The sequence below is a fragment of the Gordonia sp. NPDC058843 genome (assembly GCF_042743165.1).
In the GTDB taxonomy this organism is placed as follows: Bacteria; Actinomycetota; Actinomycetes; order Mycobacteriales; family Mycobacteriaceae; genus Gordonia.
On sequence record NZ_JBHYNC010000026.1, the window covers coordinates 22928 to 43841 of the forward strand.

Below are 20914 nucleotides of genomic sequence, written 5' to 3' on the forward strand. Positions count from 1 at the left end.
CCCCGGCGTGAGCGCACATCGCGCGACTTCGGCGTATCAGCCGGACGAGTCAGGTCGTATTTGCGTGGATTCGATCATCAGCGAGGCGACCCGATACTGGTCGTACACCTCGGGGGTGGGAGATCCGGTGAGGGTGTGGGTCGGGATCTCCCAGACGGGGAGCTCGCCGGTCAGCGCCCAGGCCGCTTGCCGTGCCGCGCCGAGCGCAACGTGTTCGCCGTCGGCGGGTACGACGACCGCGCCACCGAACAAGCACGGAGCGATCGTGCGGACCGCGGCAGAATTCGCTCCACCGCCGGTGAGCAATACCCGGTCGACGTTGATACCCTGCCCCTCGATTTGATTGCGGCAGTAGACCAGCGAGGACACGAGCCCTTCCACAGCGGCCCGGGCGATCGAGGCCGGCGTGAAGTTGGTGGCTGTCAGGCCCGTCAGGGTACCGGTCGCCTCCGGCAGGTTCGGTGACCGCTCACCGGCGAGGTACGGCACCATCGTGACGCCACCCGCGCCTGGCTCGGCCGACATCGCCAGTCGCGCGAACTCGGCCAGGTCCACGCCGAGCATCGTCGCGGTCGCCGACAGCACAGGGGCGCCGTTCAGCGTGCAGACAAGGGGCAGGTGACGGCCCGTCGCGTCAGCGAACCCGGCCACCAGACCTGACGGGTCATTCGGTGCCACGTCGCCGACGGCACTGACCACGCCCGACGTCCCGAGGGACACGACAGCATCTCCGGGTCCGGCATGCAATCCCAGTGCGGCCGAGGCGTTGTCACCGGCCCCCGCGCCCACGACGGCCCCCGACGGGGTGGTCCCGGCCCGCTCTGCGGGGCCGAGTACGCGAGGGAGCAGCGGCCGTCGACCCCGAAACGCTTTCTCCAGCAGATCGACTCGGTACTCACCAGCCGCTGCGCTGAAGTAACCGGTTCCCGAGGCGTCACTTCGGTCGGTGATCAGTTCACCGATGTCGGTGCTCGCGCGCAGGCGCCAGGTGAGCCAGTCATGGGGCAGGCAGACCGCCGCGGTGGCGTCGGCGTGCTCGGGCTCGTGGTCCGCCAGCCAGCGGAGCTTGGTCGCGGTGATCGATGCCACCGGCACCACACCGACCGAGTGTGCCCAGGATTGCGGGCCGCCGAGTTCGGCGACGAGGGCAGTCGCGCTCGGCGCGGAGCGGGTGTCGTTCCACAGCAACGCGTCTCGGACGACGTGGCCCCCCTCGTCCAGACACACCATGCCGTGTTGCTGGCCCGCCACCGACACCGCCGCGACGTCCTCGAGCCCGCCGGCTGCGGTCGCCGCCGAGCACAGTGCGTCCCACCAGTGATCCGGGTGTACCTCGGTCCCGGGCGGATGTGGTGCCTGTCCGGTGCGCACCACCCGTCCGGTGGTGGCGTCGCATACGACGACCTTGCACGACTGGGTCGAGGAATCGATCCCGGCCACCAGCGTCGTCATGCGAGCAGACCGGCGAGTGTGGCACGAGCGCCCTTGCTGCGCAGAGACTCCAGTGCGGACAGGTACGGTTCCGTGAACAACGGCTCCTCCGCGAGAGTGCCGAACAGTTCGGGATCGGCGACGAAGGCCAGGGGATCGGTCCGTGAGCGCTGCGCTCGCGCAACGAGGTCGGCCGCGAGGGGATCGACGACGTCGATCGGGTCGCCTGCCTCGTCGATGCCCTCGGCGTACCGGGTCCAGCTCGCCACGACCGCGGCCGCCAGGTCGCTTCGCTGATCCTGCTCGAGGCGCTCGCGGATGACCGGCACCAGCCACTTCGGGATGCGGTCGGACGAGTCCTGGCAGAGGCGGGCGATGGTGTCGGCGATCGCGGGGTTCGCGAATCGCTCGAGCAGGGTGTCGATGTAGGTGTCGACGTCCACGCCGGGGAGGGGACGGAGTGTGGTCGCTCCCTCTTCGGTCATGTAGCGACGCAGCAGAGTACGGATGTCGGGGTCGGATGCGGCGTCGTGGACGTAGCGGTATCCGAGCAGATAACCGAAGTAGCACAGCGCCTGGTGGCCGGCGTTGAGCAGGCGCAGTTTCATCAGCTCGTAGGGGGTCACGTCGTCGACGACCTGGACCCCCACCTTCTCCAGCGCCGGCCGCCCCATCGCGAAGTCGTCCTCGAGTACCCATTGGGTGAACGGTTCGGCGACCACCGGCCAGTTGTCGACGATGCCGGTGCGGTCCACGACCTCGTCGGCCAGATCGGGCGGCGTCGCCGGGGTGATCCGATCGACCATCGAGTTCGGGAAGCGTGTGTTGGCCTCGATCCACGCCGCGAGTTCCGGGTCGCGCAACCGGGCGTAGGCGAGAAAGGTCGACCGGGCCATGTGGCCGTTGCCCTCGATGTTGTCGCAGGACATCACGGTGAACGACGGTGTCCCGCGTTCGCGGCGCCGAGCCAGCGCTTCGGTCACCAGTCCGAAGACGGTGCGCGGCGGCGCACTGGCCTCGAGGTCGGCGACGATGTCCGGGTTCGCGGCGTCGAACTCGCCGGTCGACGGTGCGAAGTTGTACCCGCCCTCGGTCACCGTCAGCGAGACGATCCGCGTGGCGGGGTCGCTCAGTCGCTCGAGCACTGCTTCGGAATCATCTGGAGCGTAGAGGTATTCGACGATGGAGCCGATGACCGCGGTCTCCACGGCGCCGTCGGGGTGTTTGAGGGTGAGCGTGAACAATCCGTCCTGCGGCACGAGGGCGTCCCGCATCGCGGCGTCGCCGGTGCGGACACCGACCCCGCAGATGCCCCAGTCGTTCGCCGAGGGGTCGGCGGCGAGAAGGCGGTCGAGGTACATCGCCTGGTGCGCGCGATGGAACGCGCCGACGCCGAAATGCACGATTCCGGGGGTGATGACGGTGCGGTCGTACCCGGGCAACTCGACCCCGACGAGGTGGGGCAGCGTCTCGTTGTTCAGCGGGGTGCTCATCGACGGGTTCCTTCCGTACGGGTTGTGGAGGTCTCGACGGCGGTGTCCCCCTCGTAGCGCGAGATGGCCGGGTAGACCACCGCTTTGATGTTGCCGGGAAGGCGATCGGCGTTGAGTGCGTCCGTCAGTTCGTCGAGGCCGAACCGCGCGGTCACCATGGCATCGAGATCCACCGCTCCGGTCCGGGCCAGGGCCAGTGCGGTCGGCCACGTGTTGGCGTAGCGGAACACCCCGGTCACGACCAACTCGCGATTCTGGATGAGCGAGATCGGGAGTTCCATGGTGTCGGCGCCCATGCCGACCAGGATCACACGTCCGCCGGGGCGGACCCGCGACAAGCCCTCCCGGACCGCGCCGGCGACTCCGCTCGCGTCCACGAACGCATCCACCCGTTCGATCTCTGTGCCGGGTGTGATCACCGTCGTGGCGCCGAAATCCCGTGCGCGGAGGCGGCGTTGCTCGTCAGGCTCGCTCACGACGATGCGTGTGAGGCCGGAAGCCCGCGCGACCTGGGCGACCATCAGGCCGATCGGTCCGGCGCCGGCGATCAGCACGGAGCCACCGGCTGCGACCTCGGCCTTGCGCATGGCGGCGATGCCCACCGAGAGGGGTTCGAACAGCGCGGCGGCGTCGTCGGAGATTTCGGGCGGCACTGGGTGCGCGAAATCGGCTCCGATGGTGACGAATTCGGCGAATGCGCCGTCGACGGGGGGCGTCGCGTAGAACCGCATCCGGGGGCACAGGTGGTAGTCACCGCGCTTGCTCTCCGGCGTGGTCGGGTCGGGACGCTGGGGCTCGATCGACACCCGCTCGCCGATCCGGGCCCGGTCGACGCCGTCTCCGACGGCGACGATGACCCCGGCTGCCTCATGGCCGAGGACGATCGGATCTCGGACCACGTACTCACCGATCCGCCCGTGGCGGAGGTAGTGGGTGTCCGAGCCGCATACGCCCACCGCGCGGACGGCCACCGTCACGTCACCCGCCCCCGGCTCCGGTGACCTCCGGGTTTCCGTGGTCACGGTCAGATCGGGATGCAGGACGCCGGCGCGCATGGCGTCCGGAACACGCGGTATGCGGAGATCGGTTGTTGCGTGGGTCACACCCGGATGCTAGCTTATTGAGCACATTGACCGCCAGTGAGCAGATGCTCACCGCTACGCATGGCAGCGAAGGCGATGACGCGAAGGGGCACGCTCGGATGGCACCTCGAAAGTCCGCGATCGGCGCGGAGGGCGACACGCCCGTCGTGCCGGCACGTGCGGCCGCGCCACGCGGCGGTACCGACTCCGGCCAGGACCTGCGACTGCTCGTTCGAGCCGCGACCATGTATCACCTCGAGGGACTCACCCAAGCCGAGATCGCGGGCCGTTTGGGGGTGTCGCGCCCGACGGCCGGACGACTCGTCGCCCGCGCCCGGGCACAAGGTCTCGTGCAGGTGTCGGTATCAGCCCCGGCGCATCTGTCGGCGTCGATCCACACCGATCTGGAGCGTGCAGTCGAGGAGACCCTCGGACTCGACGAGGTGCTCGTCATCGACGAGGTCGCCGACGGCACCACCACCGGCAACGCTGCGCTCGGTCGAGCGGGGGCGTCGGTCCTGACCCGACGGATTCAACCGGCCGACACCTTCGGATTCACCTGGGGGCCGGAACAAGTCGCCGTTGCCGACGCCATGGCTGCATCCACCTCGTGTCAGCAGGTCGTACAGATGGACGGCTCGATGACATCCGTCGAGTACCACACCGGCGTCGACCACGCGCTCTCTCGCTTCTCCGAACGGCTCCATGCCCGACCGCTGCGGCTGGTCGCACCCCTCTATGTCGACCCGGAGACGGTCACTGCCGTCAACCGCGATTCGATTCTCTCGCAGGCGCTCTCGGCGGCTCGCGGTGCGCAGGTGATGTTGTTCGGCGTCGGATCGGTGTCGACATCGACGACCCTGTTCGAGGGCTCGTTCATCGACGCGGTCGTCCTCGACGAGCTGCTCGACCTCGGCGCGGTCGGGGAGATCGGTGGACGCTTCTACGACGCGAACGGCGCCGTGGTGCCCTCCAGCCTCGTCGAGCGCACCGTCTCGGTGTCGCTCGACGCGGTTCGGGCCTGCCCGACTTCGATTCTCGTGTCCGGTGGGGCACACCGTCGCGAATCCATCCTCGGTGCGCTGCGTGGTGGTTACGCCACCATTCTCGTCACCGACATGGAGACCGCCGAATGGCTTGTGATGCAAGAGAAAGGCGAACAATGACGTTCTCTCGACACCGAGTGCGATGGGCGTTGGGTGCGATGATCGCGACCGTGGCGCTGGTGCTCACCGGCTGCTCCGGCGCGGGTTCGCTCACCGGCGGCGGAGGTCGCGAGATCACCGTTGCGATGGTCTCCAACTCGCAGATGCAGGACGCGGTGAAGCTCTCCACGCAGTTCGAGGAGCAGAATCCCGGGGTCACGGTGCGGTTCGTGACCCTCTCCGAGAACGAGGCGCGCGCCAAGATCACCGCATCGGTGGCCACCGGCGGCGGCGAGTTCGACGTCGTGATGATCAGCAACTACGAGACCCCGATGTGGGGCGAGTACGGATGGCTCGTCAACCTGACCCCGTACATGGATGCCGATCCCGAGTACGACGCCGACGACTTCATCCCGACGCTGAAGACCGCACTGTCGCACGATGGGTCGATGTACTCGGCGCCGTTCTACGGCGAGTCGTCGTTCCTGATGTACAACAAGAAGCTCTTCGCAGAGGCCGGGGTGACGTTGCCGCCCCAACCGACGTGGCCCCAGGTCGCGGAAGCAGCGGCGAAACTCGACAACGAGCGTACGGCGGGGATCTGCTTGCGCGGCAAGCCCGGCTGGGGAGAGGTACTCGCCCCGCTGAACACGGTGATCAACGCCTTCGGCGGACGCTGGTACGACGAGGACTGGAACGCGCAGTTGGACAGCCCCGAGGTGGCCGCCGCGGTGAAGTTCTACGTCGACACCGTCCGGAACCACGGCGAGGCAGGTGCCGCGTCATCTGGTTTCCAGGAGTGCGGAAATCTGTTGTCGCAGGGCCAGGTCGCGATGTGGTACGACGCGACATCCGCGGTGTCGGTGTTGGAGAGCCCGGACACCTCGTCGATCGCGGGTGACGTCGGCTATCTGCCCGCCCCGAGTATGGCCAAAGGAGACAACGGCTGGCTCTACACCTGGGCGCTGGGCATCCCTACCAGCAGCAAGCACCAGGACGAAGCGTGGAAGTTCATCCGATGGATGACCAGCAAGAGCTATATCGAGTACGTGTCGGAGACGTTGGGTCCCAGTCATGTTCCACCCGGCAGTCGTCTCTCCACCTATGAACTGCCTGCGTACGAAGAGCTTGCCGCGCCGTTCGCCGAGCAGACGCTGAGCGCGATGCGTGCCGCGAATCAACTGAAGCCGACCCTCGAACCGGTGCCCTACACCGGTGTGCAGTTCCTCGCGATCCCGGAGTTCCAGGATCTCGGAACCCGGGTGAGTCAGCAGATCTCGGCGGCGATCGCCGGCCAGATCAGCGTCGACGACGCTCTGGCGCAGGCGCAGGAGTACGCCCAGGTCGTCGGCAAGTCCTATCAGAGGGAGCAGTGATCATGGCCACCGCAGTCTCCACCCCGCCACCCGACACCGCGCCGAAGGCGCCGCTGATGTCCTCGCGTGATCACATCACGCGTGCTGAGGGTTGGCGCCGTCGCGGTCCGCTTCTCCCTGCGCTGATCTTCCTTATCGTGGTCACACAGATCCCGTTCGTGTTCACGCTGTACTACTCCACACAGTCGTGGAACCTGGTACGCCCGGACTCGCGAGCGTTCGTCGGCCTCGACAACTACATCGCCGTCTTCGGCGACAGCCAGTTCTGGCGGGTGACGGTCAACACGATCCTCTTGATCGTGGGCACCGTCCTCATCTCGGTGCTCCTCGGTTTGATGTTCGCGCTGCTGCTCGACCGGAAGTTCCTCGGCCGCGGGGTGGTGCGGACCCTGCTCATCACTCCGTTCCTGGTGACCCCGGTGGCGGCCGCGTTGCTGTGGAAGACGAGCCTCCTGTCGCCGACCAACGGCCTCGTCAACTGGGCCCTGAGTCCGTTCGGCATCGAGACCGACTGGCTGTCGGAGTTCCCGCTGATGAGTGTGATGGCCGAACTCGTCTGGCAGTGGACGCCTTTCATGATGCTGCTGATCCTCGCGGGTCTGCAGTCGATGCCCCGTGACATCCAAGAGGCGGCGCGCGTCGACGGCGCCACCAGCTTCCGGCTCTTCCGGGAACTGACGCTGCCGCACCTCCGCCGGTTCATCGAACTCGGCGCGGTCCTCGGAGCCATCTACCTCGTGAACACGTTCGACGCGGTGTACATGATGACCGCCGGCGGTCCGGGTGTCTCGAGCTCGAACCTGTCCTACTACATCTACCAGCGCGCATTCCTCGGCTTCGACATCGGCCAAGCCGCGGCGATGGGCGTGGTGACCGTGGTCGGCACGATCGTCGTCGCCACCCTCGCCCTGCGACTGATCTTCAAATCATTCTCCGGAACAGAGGAGCCGGCCTGATGACCACCGACACTCGCTCCGACCGTACTTCGGCGGGCAGCGCAGACGACAAGCCCGACAGCGCGATCCGTCGTCGGCGACAACCACGCCAGGCGGCACTCACCGTCTTCACCTGGATTCTGGCCATCGGGTTCTTCTTCCCGGTGCTCTGGATGGTGCTCACGGCGTTCAAGCAGGAGAGCGACGCGGCAACCAATCCGCCGACCTTCTTCTTCGAGCCGACGCTGCAGCAGTTCCGTGACGTCTTCGACGCGGGAATCGCCACCCCACTGTTGAACTCCGTGTTCGCGACGATCGTGTCGACGATCCTGGTGTTGCTGCTCGGCGTGCCTGCCGCGTTCGCGCTGTCGCTGCGACCGGTGCGAAAGACCAAAGACGCGCTGTTCTTCTTCATCAGCACCAAGATGCTGCCGATCGTCGCCGCGATCATCCCGCTCTACGTGATCGTCGGCGAGATCGGGATGCTGGACAACATCTGGACCCTCGTCATCCTCTACACGGCGATGAACCTGCCGATCGCAGTGTGGATGATGCGCTCGTTCTTCCTCGAGGTACCCGGCGAACTCCTGGAGGCCGCGAGTATCGACGGCGCGAGTCTGTGGACGTCGGTGCGAGAGGTGATCCTGCCGCTGATCTCGCCGGGAATCGCTGCGACAGCGCTGATCTGCGTGATCTTCTCGTGGAACGAGTTCTTCTTCGCCGTCAACATGACCGCAGTCAACGCGCAGACGATGCCGGTGTTCCTGACCGGCTTCATGTCCGGGCAGGGGCTGTACTGGGCGCAGCTGTCCGCGGCATCCGTGCTAGCCGCGCTACCCGTCGTCATCTGCGGCTGGATCGCCCAGAACAAACTCGTCCGCGGCCTGTCGTTCGGCGCGATCAAGTGACCGCACGGTCGAGCGCCGCGGCATCGGTCCCAGCGCGGCGCGATCAAGTGACCGCACGGTCGAGCACCGCGGCATCGGTCCCAGCGCGGCGCGATCAAGTGACCGCCGGCCACCCCAATCGACTCGAAACCATCTGAGAGAGACCGGAGAAACATCATGGCTTCCATCACCTACGACAAAGCCTGCTGCGTCTACCCCGGCGCGGACAAGCTCGCCGTCGACTCACTGGATCTGGACATCGCCGACGGTGAATTCGTGGTCCTCGTCGGCCCGTCCGGGTCCGGGAAGTCGACGGCCCTGCGGATGCTCGCCGGCCTCGAAGAGATCGATTCCGGTCAGATCCGGATCGGCGGGGACAACATGGTCGGCGTCGCCCCGAAGGACCGGGACATCGCGATGGTGTTCCAGAACTACGCGCTGTACCCGAACAAGACCGTCGGCGAGAACATGGGTTTCGCGCTCAAGATGCGCGGCGTACCGGCCGAGGAGCGCAAGCAGAAGGTCGCCGAGGCGGCTCGGCTGCTGGATCTGACCGACTTCCTGGATCGCAAGCCCGCCAAACTGTCGGGCGGACAACGGCAGCGCGTTGCAATGGGCCGCGCCATAGTTCGCGAACCCCAGGTCTTCTGCATGGACGAACCGCTGTCGAACCTCGACGCCAAACTCCGCGTACAGACCCGCACCCAGATCGCCGCCCTCCAGCGGCGGCTCGGCACGACAACGGTTTACGTCACGCACGACCAGGTTGAAGCAATGACGATGGGTGACCGCGTCGCAGTGCTGAAAAACGGGGTCCTGCAGCAGTTCTCCACACCGACGGAACTGTATGACCGACCCGTCAACTCCTTCGTCGCCGGCTTCATCGGCTCACCGGGTATGAATCTGTTCATCGCCCCGGTTGTCGACGGTGTGGTCACCGTGTCGGGTGCCGCCGTGGACATCGACGCCGAAGCCCAGGCGGCCCTGCGGCGTTCCGGGCTCGACTCGGTCGTCGTGGGTATCCGCCCGGAGCACCTGACGCTGTCCGACGACGGCGTCGGACTCAACGCCGACGTCGCGCTCCTCGAGGAACTCGGTAGCGAAACGTACATCTACGCCAACCTCGCCGACGACACGGTCCGTAGCCTCGATGGCGATCCGATGGTGATGGTCGCGCGGTCGGCCGAGCGCGCACCGGCGAAGCGCGGGGAAGGTATCCGCCTGCGCCAGTCCGACAGTGCGGTCCACCTGTTCGATCCGTCCAGCGGAGACCGCATCAACTGACCTCGTGGGGTCGCAGGAAGCGTCGTCGGATCCGAGATGTCCCGCGATCAGGCGAGCAGTCGCCACAGGCCGATCAACCCGACGACGACGATCACCGCGCGGAGAGCGCGCGGTGAGAGGCGACGTCCGTACCGGGCGCCGAGGAAACCGCCGACGAGCGAGCCGACCGCGATGGCTGCGGCCGCCCTCCAATCGATGCGGTCGAACGCGACGAGCGTGTAGGTGACCGCCGCGACGACGTTGACGACAAGGGAGAGAAGGTTCTTTGCCGCGTTCATCCGTTGCAGATGGTCGGGCACGACGACCCCGAGAATTCCCATCAGCAGGATGCCCTGAGCGGCGGTGAAGTAGCCGCCGTAGACGCCGACCGCGAACGTCCCGACGGTCATCGCGACGAGCCGCCCCGGACCGAGGTGCTGCGGGCTGAGGTCGCCGTCGGATGTAGTGCGATGGCCGACCCATTTCTGGATGTACGGCTGGGCGACGACCAGGATCAGCGCCGCGACGAGCAAGACGGGGACCACCGTCTCGAACACTGTCTCCGGTAGGTGGAGCAGAAGCCAGCAACCGACGATCGCGCCGACGAACGACGCCGGTATCTGCCAACGAAGGCGCGGCCACTGTCCCTGGAGCTCGCGCCGGTATCCCCACGTGCCGGATACCCCGCCGGCCACCAAGCCGATCGCGTTGGACATCGTCGCGGTCACCGGTGGAACGCCGAATGCGACAAGGGTCGGGAACGTGATCAGTGTGCCGCTGCCGACCAGCGCGTTGATCGCTCCCGCCCCGACGCCGGCGACGAGTACCGCGACTAGCTCCCAGGTGGTCACAGTCTCCGAGGGTGCCCGCCGCGAAGTGCGGCGGCTTCACCGGGGTGGTTTCGACGGGGCTCAACCAGCAGAAGAACGGGCTCAACCGGCGGAAGAACGGGCTCAAGCGGCAGGGAATGGCGCACAGTCGACGGGAGACGGCGCACGGTCGACGGGATTCGGTGCCCGGTCGACGGTAGACCGCGCACGGTCGACGGGATTCGGTGCACGGTCGACGGGATTCGGTGCCCGGTCGACGGGAAGGTGGGATCAGTGCGCGGGGGCGGCGTCTTTCTTACGACGCGGGATGACGTGCAGGATCGCCACGATGACCGCGCCGACCAAGAGTCCGACGACGGCGGAGAGCACGGTGCCTGCCGTCCAGGAGAGAACGCTGCCGAAGCCGCCGTGGACGAGTTCTCCGAACCAGTGCTCGACGTCGTGGAGCCGGTCCGCCGGCCAGTGGAAGCCGGCTTCGCCGATGTTGACGATCAGGATGTGGCCGCCCACCCAGAGCATGGCCGCGATACCGACCACCGTCAGTGTCGACATGATCTTGGGCATGGCGCGCACCAGGCCGCGGCCGGTCTTCTGCAGCAGGGTCGACTCACGCTGGGCGAGCGATAGGCCGATGTCGTCCATCTTCACGATGACGGCCACCACCCCGTAGACGAGTGCCGTGATGAAGAAGGCGACGACCACGAGCACCGCGAGCCGGGTCCAGAAGGGCTCGGACTCGACCGACGACAGCGAGATGACCATGATCTCGGCGGACAGGATCAGATCGGTGCGGATCGCGCCGCTGACCATGGTCTTCTCGAACTCGGGACCGGCTTCACCGGCTGTCTGTTCCTCCGCGTGATGGCCGCCGCCGACCGCCTCCCATACCTTCTCGGCGCCCTCGAAGCAGAGGAAGAGACCGCCGGCGATCAGCAGGTAGGGGAGGGCTCCGGGAAGGAACTGACTCAGGAGCATGGCGACGGGCAGGATGATGAGCAGCTTGTTGCGGATCGATCCGATGGCGATCTTCCGCACGATCGGGAGCTCGCGGTCCGGGGTGAATCCGTGGACGTAGCGCGGTGTGACGGCGGTGTCGTCGACCACCACGCCCGCCGCTTTGACGCTGGCCTTGCCGGCTGCGGCCCCGATGTCGTCGAGAGAGGCGGCAGCGGCGCGAGTGAGGGTCACGATGTCATCGAGCAATGCGACGAGACCACTGGCCACGGGAACCTCCGGGGTTCGAGGAAGTGAGTTCTCGAACAGTATGCCGAAACGGACGCGGACCACCGAGTGCGGTGGTGCCCACGTCCGTTTCGCCGGATTCGGTTGTGGCGCGACGGATGACGCCGCGCGGAGGGTTCAGGAACGGACGGGGGCGGCCAGCGCGTCGTCGGCGGTGTCGTCGGAGTTCCCGAGACCGCGCACCTTCCGCCGGATCGTCATCAGCGTGAGGAGGCCGATGGCGCTCGACACGATGAGGAAGTAGGCGGGTGCGAGCGAGTTGCCCGTGCGGTCGATCAGCCAGGTGGCGATGTAAGCGGCGGTGCCGCCGGCCAGCACCGTCGACAGGTTGAAGCCGAGCGCCACACCGGTGAGACGGACCTTCGTGTCGAACAGCGACGGGAACAGCGGTGCGGTGGCGACCTGGATCAACGGGGTGCACAGTGCGAAGACCGCGAAGGCGATGGCGGCGATCGCCAGGCCGTGTCCGGTCATCAGTGCCATGGCGGGGTAGGCGAGAGTGGCCGCCGTCAGCAGGCCGGCGATCAGGACGGGCCGGCTTCCGAAGCGGTCCACCAACAGTCCCGCGACCGGCATACACGATGCGACGAACACGATGACGCCGGCGGCGGTCCAGGTCACTGCCGTCTGGCTGTAGCCGCCCTCGCGGACGAGGTGGATGCCGATGTAGGTCAGCACCATGTAACCGGTCGCGTTCTGCGCGATCCCCAGACCGAGAACCTGCAGGACCTGAACAGGATGGCTGCGCAACAGTTCTCGCAGCGGCGCTTTCGGAAGCTCCTGGCGCTCAGCGGTCTTGGTGAACTCGGGAGAATCCTCGATGCGGGTCCGCAACCAGAGGCAGAGCAGGAGCAGGGGAAGTCCGGCGACGAACGGGATTCGCCAACCCCAACTGTCCATCTGGGCCTCCGAGGTCAGCGCGGACGTCGTCGCGACGACGATCGCGGCAAGCGCGAACCCGCTGTTGGATCCCAGCGCCACGATCGACCCGCCCAGGCCGCGGCGCTTCGGCCCGACGACCTCGTAGACGTAGGTCAGGGCACCGCCGAGTTCGCCGCCGGCCGAGAATCCCTGGAGCAAGCGGGCGACGACGAGCAGGATCGGTGCGAGGACTCCGACCGCGGCGTACGTGGGCAGCAGCGCCATGAGCGTGGTGCCGACACCCATCAGGATCACCGACACCAGCAGGGCGCGTTTGCGTCCGAAACGATCACCGAGGCGCCCGAAGAAGATGCCGCCGATCGGGCGCATGAGGTACGCCGACGCGAACACCGCGAGGCTCGACAGGAGAGACGCTGTCGGGTCGTCGCTGGGGAAGAACAGCGGGCTGACCACCACCGCGAGGTATGCGTACACCGTCAGGTCGTAGTACTCGACGACCGTTCCGACACCGGCGGCGACAACCGCTCGCCGGCTCCGTTGATCCTGGGTTGCCATGAAGTCTCTTTCTGAGGATGTGCCAAGTGAGCACTAATATGTACATATTTAGTGAGACGTGGGTTACTGTAGAACGCGTCACGAGCAATCGGCAAGAGTTCCAGAGGAATCACCATGCGTCCCACGCACTCTCCACATCCCGATCTCGCCCTGCAGTACCGGGCGGCGGGGCACTGGCGCGACCGGACGGTCGACCACTTCGTCGAGCGCGCCGCCGAGCTGTACCCGGACGCCGTCGCGGTCGTCGACGGTGAGCGCCGGCTGACCTTCGCCGACGTCGATCGCGAGTCCCTGCGTCTGGCCGCAGCTCTGTACGACCGTGGCGTGCGCCCGGGTGACGTGGTGTCGTTCCAGCTGCCGAACTCGGCCGATGCGGTCATCGTGTTCCACGCCATCCATCGCGTCCGCGGTGTCGCGAACCCGATCGTGCCGATCTACCGCGAGCGCGAGGTCGGGTTCATTCTCGGCCAGGCGCGCACCAAGGTCGCCATCGTCCCCGGACAACACCGGGGGTTCGACCACGCGGCCATGTTCGCGGCTCTGCGCCGGCGGCTTCCGGACCTGGATCTCGTGGTCACGACCGGATCCGCGGCGCCCGGCGACGGGGCCGTCGATCTCGCGTCCCTCGTCGCCTCCACGACACCGGAGATGATCGAGGCGGTACGCGCGTTACCTCCGGCCGATCCCGATGACGTCTGTCTGCTGCTCTACACCTCGGGAACGACCGCGGACCCCAAGGGTGCGTTGCACAGTCACAACACCCTGGTCTTCGAGAACAGCTCGATGATCGACACCTTCGGACTCACCGAGCGTGACGTCGTGTTCAACCCGTCGCCGGTGACGCATGTGACCGGGGTGAACTGCGCCCTGACCCTGCCGTTCCTGCTCGGCGCCCCGGTGGTGTTGCAGGATGTGTGGGACCCCGAGATCGCGTTGGCCAGCGTGCTCGAGGAGAAAGCCAGCTTCATGATCTTCGCGACCCCGTTCCTGCGGGGCCTGCTCGAGGCCGCCACCGCACGGAACGTGCGCACACCGTCGGTGCGATACATCATCTGCGGGGGCGCCGACATCCCGGACTCACTGGTGACCCGGGCGACCGAGGTCCTGGGCACCGTCACCCGAATGTACGGAGCCACCGAGGGGCCGTCGGTGACGTCGGCGAACCGGTCCGACGACCCGTATCTGCGCACCGGCACCGACGGGCGCGTGCTGGCCCCGACCGAGGTCGTCGTGACCGACGGAGCCGGGAGCCGCGCCGCGGTGGGCGTCGTCGGCGAGGTGTTGTGGCGCGGACCCGACACCTGCCTCGGCTACCTCGACGCGTCGCTGAACGACGAGGCGTTCACCGCCGAGGGATTCTTCCGCAGCGGGGATCTCGCCTACTTCGACGCCGAGGGCGGGATCCACATCGTGGGTCGGATCAAGGACATCATCAACCGCTCCGGCGAGAAGATCAGCACCCACGACGTCGAGAACGAGCTGAGTGAGCATCCCGCGGTGGCCGAGATCGCGGTCGTCGCAGGGCCGGATCCGCGTACCGGCGAGCGCGGGTGCGCATTCGTCGTCACGCGTGACGCGGTCGACCTCACCCTCGAGGAAGTCCGAGAGTTTCTCTCCGCGCGCGGGATTGCGACGCAGAAGGTCCCCGAGAGCATCTTCGTCGTCGACACCCTACCGAAGACGGCGAGCGGGAAGATCCAGAAGTTCGCACTCCGCGACTGGACGCGCGATCGCACGACCACACCGCCGCAGATGCAGGCCGTGACCATCTCCTCCTCGCACGAGAGATGACAACCGCAGCACGACAGCAACATCCAGCCTCATGGCAACACCCAGCACGACGGCAACACCCAGCACGACGGGGACACCGAGTGGGACAGCAACACCAAGCAGGACAGGGACAACGACGATGACGACCACGGTACCGAGCGAGACCACGCTCGATGACTACGAGGAACAGGCTCGGGCCTGGCTCGACGCCGAGCTGCCGGCGCGCGCTGCTCACGAGCACGAGCCGAACTACGCCATCTTCCACAATCGGACGCACGACGAGGAACGCGCGCTGATCGACGAGGCACGCGCGTGGCAGGCAAGGCGTGTCGATGCGGGCTTCGGCGCGATCACCTGGGGTCCGGAGTGGGGTGGGCCGGGCCTGACAGCAGGTCACGAGCGCGTCTACGTGAACCTCGAACGCGGCTATCAGACCCCCGAACGGCACGAGAACGTGCTGGTGACAGTGGAATTGGTTGCACCTACCCTCCATGCGCTGGGCAGCGACGAGCAGCGGCAACGGTTCGTCCGTCCGTTCCTGCGCGCCGACGAGCTGTGCTGCCAACTGTTCTCCGAACCCGGGGCGGGGTCGGACCTGGCCGGACTGTCGACGAAAGCCGTTCGGAGCGGCGACACCTGGCAGATCAACGGCCAGAAGGTGTGGAGTTCCGGTGCGCAATTCTCCGAGTGGGGGCTGCTCATCGCGCGGTCCGACCGCTCGGCGCCGAAGCACAAGGGCATGACCGCCTTCATGGTGCCGATGGACGCACCGGGCGTCGACGTCCGGCCGATTCGGCAGATGTCCGGCGGATCGACGTTCAACGAGGTCTTCCTCTCCGACGTCGAACTACCGGATTCCCTTCGGGTCGGGGCAGAGGGCGACGGGTGGAAAGTCGCACTGACCACCCTCGGATTCGAGCGGAACTCCAGTGCCGGGATCGTCAGTGCCGGCGGCAACAGCGTCGACCTCGCACGCCTCGTCGACCGTCTCGGACTGTCCGACGATCCGCTGGTCCGGCAACGTCTCGGCGAGGCTGCGATCTACGAGCGCGCGGCGGCGCTCATGGTGGCGCGGTACGCAGAACGTGAGCGCGCCGGCGCGGTCCCGGGGGTCGAGGGTTCGATCGGCAAGCTCGTGTGGACGCAGAACCTGAAGCGAGTAGGCGACGCCGCCGCATCGTTCCTCGGCGACCGGATCATCGCCGACACCGGCGAATCCGACACCTTTGCATGGTCAGAGCATCTGCTGGGCGCACCCGGATACCGCATTGCCGGCGGCTCGGACGAAATCCAACGGAACATCATCGGCGAACGCGGCCTCGGACTGCCGCGCGAACCCCGCTAGGAGTCATACATGCCCATCGAACTCACCGTGGAGCAGCGCGATCTGCAGGCCGCTCTCACCGACGCGTGGTCGGATCATGCTCCCGCCCATGATCTCTGGCCGTCGATCCGGGAACTCGGGCTGACCGAGATCCCGTTTCCGGAGGAGCTGGGCGGTGCCGGGTACGGGTTGAAGGACGCGTCGGTCGTGATGGTCGCCCATGGGCGCTGCCTCGGTGCGTCCCCGTATCTCTCATCGGTGATCATGGCCGGCCTCACCCTCCTCCATGCCGCCGACGAGGAGGGGCGGCGAGCCCACCTCCCGGCCATCGTGTCCGGGGATCGGCGAGCGGCACTCGTCTGCGGTTCCGCAATCGGATCATCGTCGATCGACGCCGAGCTCACCGAGGCGGGCACGCTCCTGCTGAATGGACGTCAGAACGTCGTCCTCGACGCCGCGTCGGCTGATGTGCTCGTGGTCGTGGCGCACACCGCATCGGGTGTGGAACTCGGTGTCGTGGACAGCGGTGCTGCCGGCGTCAGCCGCGAGGTACGGGAAAGCCTCGATCTCACAAGAGAATTCGCGTCGGTGGAATTCGCCGGTGCCGAGGCGGTCCGCGTGTCGGACTCTCGACTCGAGGATCGTCTGGGCCGGGTGAGGTCGCTGCTGATGATCGCGCTGGCCGCCGAACAGGTCGGTATCGCCCGCCAATGTCTCGAGATGACGGTCGACTACGCGAAGACGCGTCAGCAGTTCGGCCGCACGATCGGATCGTTCCAAGCGCTCAAACACCGTCTGGTCGACATGCTGGTGGCCACCGAGCTGGCCGAGGCCACTGTTCTCGCCGCGGCGGACGCGGATCGCTTCGACGATGCCGAACTCGCGGAGCGTGCCGCGTCGGCTCGCGTGCTGGCCTCGCGTGCCGCGATGTTCGCTGCGGAAGAGGCCATCCAGATCCACGGCGGGATCGGCTTCACCTTTGAGCACCCGTTGCACCACCACTTCCGCAGGGCCAAGACCGATCAGCTTCTCTTCCAGGACACCGAGGTGCATGTCGACGCGGTCGCGCGGGCGGTGACCGGACGCGTGACGACTCCGTGATCGCCCGCGGAGCGGTGTCGGTCCGGCGCATTCATCGGACTCGTACTCGCTGACCTGCGGACGTCGGGTCGGCGAGCGGCGAAATTCGCGTGCTACGAGCGGGTCTCCGTGGCGACACGACGACGGTGTCGAATTGCGTGCAGTAATCGCCACACGTGGAGGAGATCTGATGAACGCCATCGAGAACGCGGTTGATGCCCTGCGCGCCGGACGACCGGTCCTGGTGACGGACGCCGCCGATCGCGAGAACGAGGGTGATGTCATCCTGGCCGCCGACCGTGTCACCACAGAGTGGACCGCGTGGACGGTCCGCAACACCTCGGGGCTGCTGTGCGCGCCGATGACCTCCGAGCGAGCAGACATGCTGGAACTGCCGCCGATGGTGACCCACAACGAGGATCCGAAAGCCACCGCATACGCGGTGAGCGTCGATGCGGCGCAGGGTGTCTCGACGGGGATCTCAGCCGCCGATCGCGCGCGGACCCTGCGGACACTGGCGGCCGCGGCGACCGGGCCACGTGATCTCACCCGCCCGGGACACATCCTGCCCCTCCGAGCCCGGCCCGGGGGCGTGCTCGAACGCCCCGGCCACACCGAGGCTGCGGTCGATCTGTGTGCGCTCGCCGACATCGCGCCCGTCGGGGTCATCGCCGAACTCGTCGCCGACGACGGCTCGATGATGCGGTATCCGCAAGTGGCGGACATGGGTTCACGCATGGGACTGCCGGTGCTGACCATCGAGGAGCTCACCAACTACCGACGTGTCCATGACGCGCGACGCTGGACCACGGCGCCGCGTGTCCGGCGCGGCGCGGAGACCGTTTTACCCACTCCGACAGGGGAGCTCCGCGCGATCGGGTATCTCGACACCGAGACCGGTGCCGAGCACATCGCCCTCGTGAGCGACGGCATGGGCGAAGCCGGAGCCGTTGACGGTTCGGTCCTGGCCCGGGTTCATTCCGAATGTCTGACCGGAGAGTCGTTCGCGTCGCAGCGCTGCGAATGCGGCCCTCAACTCGACGCGGCGCTCGAACGGATCAGCCGCGACGGAGGCGTGGTCGTGTACCTGCGCGGCCACGAGGGGCGGGGGATCGGGCTCCTCAAGAAGCTGGCGGCATACCGACTACAGGACCAGGGTTTCGACACCGTCGAGGCGAACCTCGAGCTCGACGAGCCGGTGGATGCACGTGAGTACGGCGCCGCGGCAGCGATTCTCACGGACCTCGGTGTGACGCGTGCCCGTCTGATGACGAACAATCCCGACAAGGTGCGCGGATTGGCCGCTGCCGGTGTCGAGGTCACCTCCCGGGTACCGCTCGTCGTCGGCGTGATGCCGGCGAACGTCCGCTACCTGGATGCGAAGCGGCAACGGCTGGGACATCTGATGGGGAGTGTGTCGTAGCTGGTCCGGTCGATCCCCACGCGCGACCCTTCCCGACCAATGAACCTCAACCCGACTGGCAGACTTCGGTCGAAGTCCATCAGTCGGGTTGAGGTTCATTGGTCGGTGGCGGTCTACCTCACGCACTCAGCCGTGCGAACGAGGACCGGTGGAACACGATGGGTTGTTTCGAGTGATCATTGGCCAGACCGGTGACGCGCAGGACGACGATGTCGTGGTCGCCCGCGACGTGCGAACTCTCGACTGCACACTCGAAGTGCACCGGTGCGTCGTCGAGTAGAAGTGCGCCGCTTGGCAACACCGTCGTCGAGACGCCGGCGAAGCGCTGCGACTTGTCTTTGGCCGACAATTGTCGGATCACGTCGGTGTGGGTCTCGCCCAGCACCGACACGCCGAGCGCGGGCAGCTCGCGAAGGGTCGGCCACGTCGTGGAGGTCCGCTGGACGGCGAACATCACCAACGGCGGCTCCTGGGATACCCCAACCGCGAATGACGACGCGACGAGAACGATCGGTGCCGCATCGGATACCGCGGCCAGCGCGACGATGCCGGTCGGAAAGGCACCGAAAGCCGTTCGCAGGTCGGCGGGATCGAGGTCGGAGGCGGGAGTCAGAGTGGTGCTCATCAGTCGCCCGCCGTGACCGGCGTGCTCGCCGAGGAGAGCACGATCGAACCCCATCGGTCGATCCACGGTGCAAACGCTTCGGCGTCGTCGTGCAGCTTGTCCACTATGTAGAGGCCCGCTGCCGGGACAGTCGCGCCCAACTCGACGAGGACGGGCTTGAGCAAGAGCTCCGGGGCGAGGTAGTGGGCGGGACCAGCGCCCAGCATGAGCGGGACTGCCGTGACGTCCTGGAGACCGTCTCCGGTGGAGAAGTGGTCGAGGAACAGTTTGAGCAGACCCGTGTAGGTCGCCTTGAATGTCGGGGACGCGAAGACCACCAGATCACTGCCGGCGACGGTGTCCACGGCATGCGAGACCGACGCGTTACTCCAATTCAACAGTCCCGCACCCAATTCCACCACGTCAATCACATGGTCGGGTGCACTACCCGTCAGGCTCGTCGCCAGCAACCCGGCGGCAGTCAACGTCCTCGATGCAGGTTTCGGGTTTCCTGCCACCACGGAAACGATCACGATGCTCCTCTTCGAATGTCGCGGAATGTGCGTTCGAGTGCAGCGTGCTCGGGGGACATTGCCGAACCGTCAACCGGTCATTTCAGCCAGATTGCGCGAGCGGCCCGTCCGGAGTGCCCGTCGAACGCTGCACCATCGGATCGTGCGCGAACGATTCCTTCGTCTGCGGAGGAGTATCCGGTGTCGGGCACCATGTCACATCGGTCTGATCGATGGTCGATTCGAATCGGATGCGATCAGCCCGGAAGCGATCGAACACGATCTCCAGAGGCGCGCCGTCGGCTGTGGTGTAGAGAATCTCCCGCGAGAGCAGTATCTCTGCGGGCCGAACATCGAGCAATCGTGCGGTGCGCTCGTCGGCGCTCTCGGCTCCGATCGACACCGTCGCGACGCCGGGTGCCACGCCGAAGAACTCGGCCAGTGTCCGGGCCATCGAGATCGGTTTACCGCCAAGCATGTTGGGGTCCGCACCGAAACGTGGGGAGAAGTACGCGCTGCGCATCCCGATGATCTCGCCGCGCGCGATGAAGGAATTCTCGACCAGGCGGACCACGTCGTCGTCGATCCGGAGGCGCGATCTGATGAGGGGAAACGTCGGGACGATGCACTGGTCGGTCACCTGTATTTCGACCTGTTCACCGCCCATGTCAGAGATATCCGCCAGCGCCACACCGAGATCGCGGCGGTTGACCCTGGTCCCGACCCGGGGTCGCCTGATCACGACGCCTGCTGCACTGAGGTCATTCAACGCTGCGCGAACCGATCCGCGGCTCGAATTGAACATGACCATTAGGTCTTCCTCGACCAGCTGTGCGTCGATGTCGATTGTCCCGTTCCGGATCGACGCGAGTACGAGGTCGCGGACGCGCCGCGAGGAGACCTGCCGTCCGCGTGCGGACCCCCCACGCGAGCGGGGATGGTGAGGTGGCGGTGTGGTCATGACTGGTCACCTTCGATCTGGGTCAGCGGTCAAGAGGCCGATGACCAGTGAGTCTAGGAGGATTCTCGATACACGCACCGGTAAGTAGCGGGCGTCACATTCGGCGCAGAATCGGTGAC

The 20914-nt window shown here is 66.7% G+C and carries 18 protein-coding genes; 9 read left to right on the forward strand and 9 right to left on the reverse strand.

Going from position 1 to position 20914, the window contains the following annotated elements:
* Positions 1–36: 36 nt before the first annotated feature.
* From xylB to ACFW3F_RS16715, 3 genes are read right to left on the reverse strand one after another with little or no spacing between them, the layout of a single operon-like run.
* Positions 37–1452 (reverse strand): xylulokinase, encoded by a 1416-nt coding sequence (xylB, locus tag ACFW3F_RS16705; RefSeq protein WP_388059258.1) that lies wholly within the window; start codon positions 1450–1452, stop codon positions 37–39.
* A complete protein-coding gene (locus ACFW3F_RS16710; RefSeq protein WP_388059260.1) occupies positions 1449–2924 on the reverse strand; it encodes a mannitol dehydrogenase family protein in 1476 nt (491 codons plus the stop codon). Before ACFW3F_RS16710 ends, xylB begins: the two co-directional genes overlap by 4 nt.
* On the reverse strand, positions 2921–3979 hold the full coding sequence (locus ACFW3F_RS16715; protein ID WP_388059343.1) for an NAD(P)-dependent alcohol dehydrogenase: 1059 nt from the start codon (positions 3977–3979) through the stop codon (positions 2921–2923). The genes ACFW3F_RS16710 and ACFW3F_RS16715 overlap by 4 nt, the downstream gene beginning before the upstream one ends.
* Before the next feature lie 146 nt (positions 3980–4125).
* Between ACFW3F_RS16715 and ACFW3F_RS16720 the strand changes: the two genes are divergently transcribed.
* The 5 genes from ACFW3F_RS16720 to ACFW3F_RS16740 all read left to right on the forward strand — a co-directional run bounded on the left by ACFW3F_RS16720 (position 4126) and on the right by ACFW3F_RS16740 (position 9633).
* The gene (locus tag ACFW3F_RS16720) at positions 4126–5172 is read left to right on the forward strand and encodes a sugar-binding transcriptional regulator (RefSeq protein ID WP_388059345.1); all 1047 of its coding nucleotides are present in this window, start codon (positions 4126–4128) and stop codon (positions 5170–5172) included.
* Complete coding sequence (locus ACFW3F_RS16725) at positions 5169–6527, forward strand: ABC transporter substrate-binding protein (protein ID WP_388059262.1); 1359 nt, start codon at positions 5169–5171, stop codon at positions 6525–6527. The genes ACFW3F_RS16720 and ACFW3F_RS16725 overlap by 4 nt, the downstream gene beginning before the upstream one ends.
* 2 nt (positions 6528–6529) lie before the next feature.
* Positions 6530–7483: a carbohydrate ABC transporter permease gene (locus ACFW3F_RS16730; RefSeq protein WP_388059264.1), complete on the forward strand. Its 954-nt coding sequence runs from the start codon at positions 6530–6532 to the stop codon at positions 7481–7483.
* Positions 7483–8370 carry a carbohydrate ABC transporter permease gene (locus tag ACFW3F_RS16735; RefSeq protein WP_388059266.1) on the forward strand — a complete coding sequence of 296 codons (888 nt, stop codon included), beginning with the start codon at positions 7483–7485 and terminating at the stop codon, positions 8368–8370. The genes ACFW3F_RS16730 and ACFW3F_RS16735 overlap by 1 nt, the downstream gene beginning before the upstream one ends.
* Positions 8371–8526: 156 nt before the next feature.
* On the forward strand, positions 8527–9633 hold the full coding sequence (locus ACFW3F_RS16740; protein WP_388059268.1) for an ABC transporter ATP-binding protein: 1107 nt from the start codon (positions 8527–8529) through the stop codon (positions 9631–9633).
* A 47-nt stretch (positions 9634–9680) separates the two neighbouring features.
* Here ACFW3F_RS16740 and ACFW3F_RS16745 read toward each other — a convergent pair whose 3' ends face one another.
* The 3 genes from ACFW3F_RS16745 to ACFW3F_RS16755 form a co-directional block, all read right to left on the reverse strand.
* Entirely contained in the window at positions 9681–10463 is a 783-nt protein-coding gene (locus ACFW3F_RS16745) for a sulfite exporter TauE/SafE family protein (RefSeq protein ID WP_388059270.1), read from the reverse strand.
* Between the two features lie 249 nt (positions 10464–10712).
* Positions 10713–11666, reverse strand: a complete 954-nt coding sequence (locus ACFW3F_RS16750) for a DUF808 domain-containing protein (protein ID WP_388059272.1) — start codon at positions 11664–11666, stop codon at positions 10713–10715.
* A 135-nt stretch (positions 11667–11801) separates the two neighbouring features.
* Positions 11802–13121: an MFS transporter gene (locus ACFW3F_RS16755; RefSeq protein WP_388059274.1), complete on the reverse strand. Its 1320-nt coding sequence runs from the start codon at positions 13119–13121 to the stop codon at positions 11802–11804.
* Positions 13122–13235: 114 nt separating this feature from the next.
* On the opposite strand from ACFW3F_RS16755, the gene ACFW3F_RS16760 reads away from it, so the two are divergent.
* From ACFW3F_RS16760 to ribB, 4 genes are all read left to right on the forward strand, one after another.
* On the forward strand, positions 13236–14912 hold the full coding sequence (locus ACFW3F_RS16760) for an AMP-binding protein (RefSeq protein ID WP_388059276.1): 1677 nt from the start codon (positions 13236–13238) through the stop codon (positions 14910–14912).
* A gap of 118 nt (positions 14913–15030) precedes the next feature.
* Positions 15031–16236, forward strand: coding sequence for an acyl-CoA dehydrogenase family protein (locus tag ACFW3F_RS16765; RefSeq protein WP_388059278.1), 1206 nt, complete (start codon positions 15031–15033; stop codon positions 16234–16236).
* Between the two features lie 9 nt (positions 16237–16245).
* The gene (locus ACFW3F_RS16770; RefSeq protein ID WP_388059280.1) at positions 16246–17316 is read left to right on the forward strand and encodes an acyl-CoA dehydrogenase family protein; all 1071 of its coding nucleotides are present in this window, start codon (positions 16246–16248) and stop codon (positions 17314–17316) included.
* Positions 17317–17485: 169 nt separating this feature from the next.
* Entirely contained in the window at positions 17486–18718 is a 1233-nt protein-coding gene (ribB, locus tag ACFW3F_RS16775; RefSeq protein WP_388059282.1) for a 3,4-dihydroxy-2-butanone-4-phosphate synthase, read from the forward strand.
* A 118-nt stretch (positions 18719–18836) separates the two neighbouring features.
* Here the strand turns inward: ribB and ACFW3F_RS16780 are convergent, their stop codons facing one another.
* From ACFW3F_RS16780 to ACFW3F_RS16790, 3 genes are all read right to left on the reverse strand, one after another.
* Positions 18837–19343 carry a flavin reductase family protein gene (locus ACFW3F_RS16780; protein WP_388059284.1) on the reverse strand — a complete coding sequence of 169 codons (507 nt, stop codon included), beginning with the start codon at positions 19341–19343 and terminating at the stop codon, positions 18837–18839.
* Positions 19343–19855, reverse strand: coding sequence for an NADPH-dependent FMN reductase (locus ACFW3F_RS16785; protein ID WP_388059285.1), 513 nt, complete (start codon positions 19853–19855; stop codon positions 19343–19345). Before ACFW3F_RS16785 ends, ACFW3F_RS16780 begins: the two co-directional genes overlap by 1 nt.
* An 82-nt stretch (positions 19856–19937) precedes the next feature.
* On the reverse strand, positions 19938–20795 hold the full coding sequence (locus ACFW3F_RS16790) for a GntR family transcriptional regulator (protein WP_388059287.1): 858 nt from the start codon (positions 20793–20795) through the stop codon (positions 19938–19940).
* Between the last annotated feature and the right edge of the window lie 119 nt (positions 20796–20914).

Bases quoted from the DNA above. Each gene is read 5' to 3' on its own strand.
- xylB (WP_388059258.1), bottom strand. From the start codon at position 1,452: ATGACGACGCTGGTGGCCGGGATCGATTCCTCGACCCAGTCGTGCAAG.
- ACFW3F_RS16710 (WP_388059260.1), bottom strand. From the start codon at position 2,924: ATGAGCACCCCGCTGAACAACGAGACGCTGCCCCACCTCGTCGGGGTC.
- ACFW3F_RS16715 (WP_388059343.1), bottom strand. From the start codon at position 3,979: ATGCGCGCCGGCGTCCTGCATCCCGATCTGACCGTGACCACGGAAACC.
- ACFW3F_RS16720 (WP_388059345.1), top strand. From the start codon at position 4,126: ATGGCACCTCGAAAGTCCGCGATCGGCGCGGAGGGCGACACGCCCGTC.
- ACFW3F_RS16725 (WP_388059262.1), top strand. From the start codon at position 5,169: ATGACGTTCTCTCGACACCGAGTGCGATGGGCGTTGGGTGCGATGATC.
- ACFW3F_RS16730 (WP_388059264.1), top strand. From the start codon at position 6,530: ATGGCCACCGCAGTCTCCACCCCGCCACCCGACACCGCGCCGAAGGCG.
- ACFW3F_RS16735 (WP_388059266.1), top strand. From the start codon at position 7,483: ATGACCACCGACACTCGCTCCGACCGTACTTCGGCGGGCAGCGCAGAC.
- ACFW3F_RS16740 (WP_388059268.1), top strand. From the start codon at position 8,527: ATGGCTTCCATCACCTACGACAAAGCCTGCTGCGTCTACCCCGGCGCG.
- ACFW3F_RS16755 (WP_388059274.1), bottom strand. From the start codon at position 13,121: ATGGCAACCCAGGATCAACGGAGCCGGCGAGCGGTTGTCGCCGCCGGT.
- ACFW3F_RS16760 (WP_388059276.1), top strand. From the start codon at position 13,236: ATGCGTCCCACGCACTCTCCACATCCCGATCTCGCCCTGCAGTACCGG.
- ACFW3F_RS16765 (WP_388059278.1), top strand. From the start codon at position 15,031: ATGACGACCACGGTACCGAGCGAGACCACGCTCGATGACTACGAGGAA.
- ACFW3F_RS16770 (WP_388059280.1), top strand. From the start codon at position 16,246: ATGCCCATCGAACTCACCGTGGAGCAGCGCGATCTGCAGGCCGCTCTC.
- ribB (WP_388059282.1), top strand. From the start codon at position 17,486: ATGAACGCCATCGAGAACGCGGTTGATGCCCTGCGCGCCGGACGACCG.
- ACFW3F_RS16780 (WP_388059284.1), bottom strand. From the start codon at position 19,343: ATGAGCACCACTCTGACTCCCGCCTCCGACCTCGATCCCGCCGACCTG.
- ACFW3F_RS16790 (WP_388059287.1), bottom strand. From the start codon at position 20,795: ATGACCACACCGCCACCTCACCATCCCCGCTCGCGTGGGGGGTCCGCA.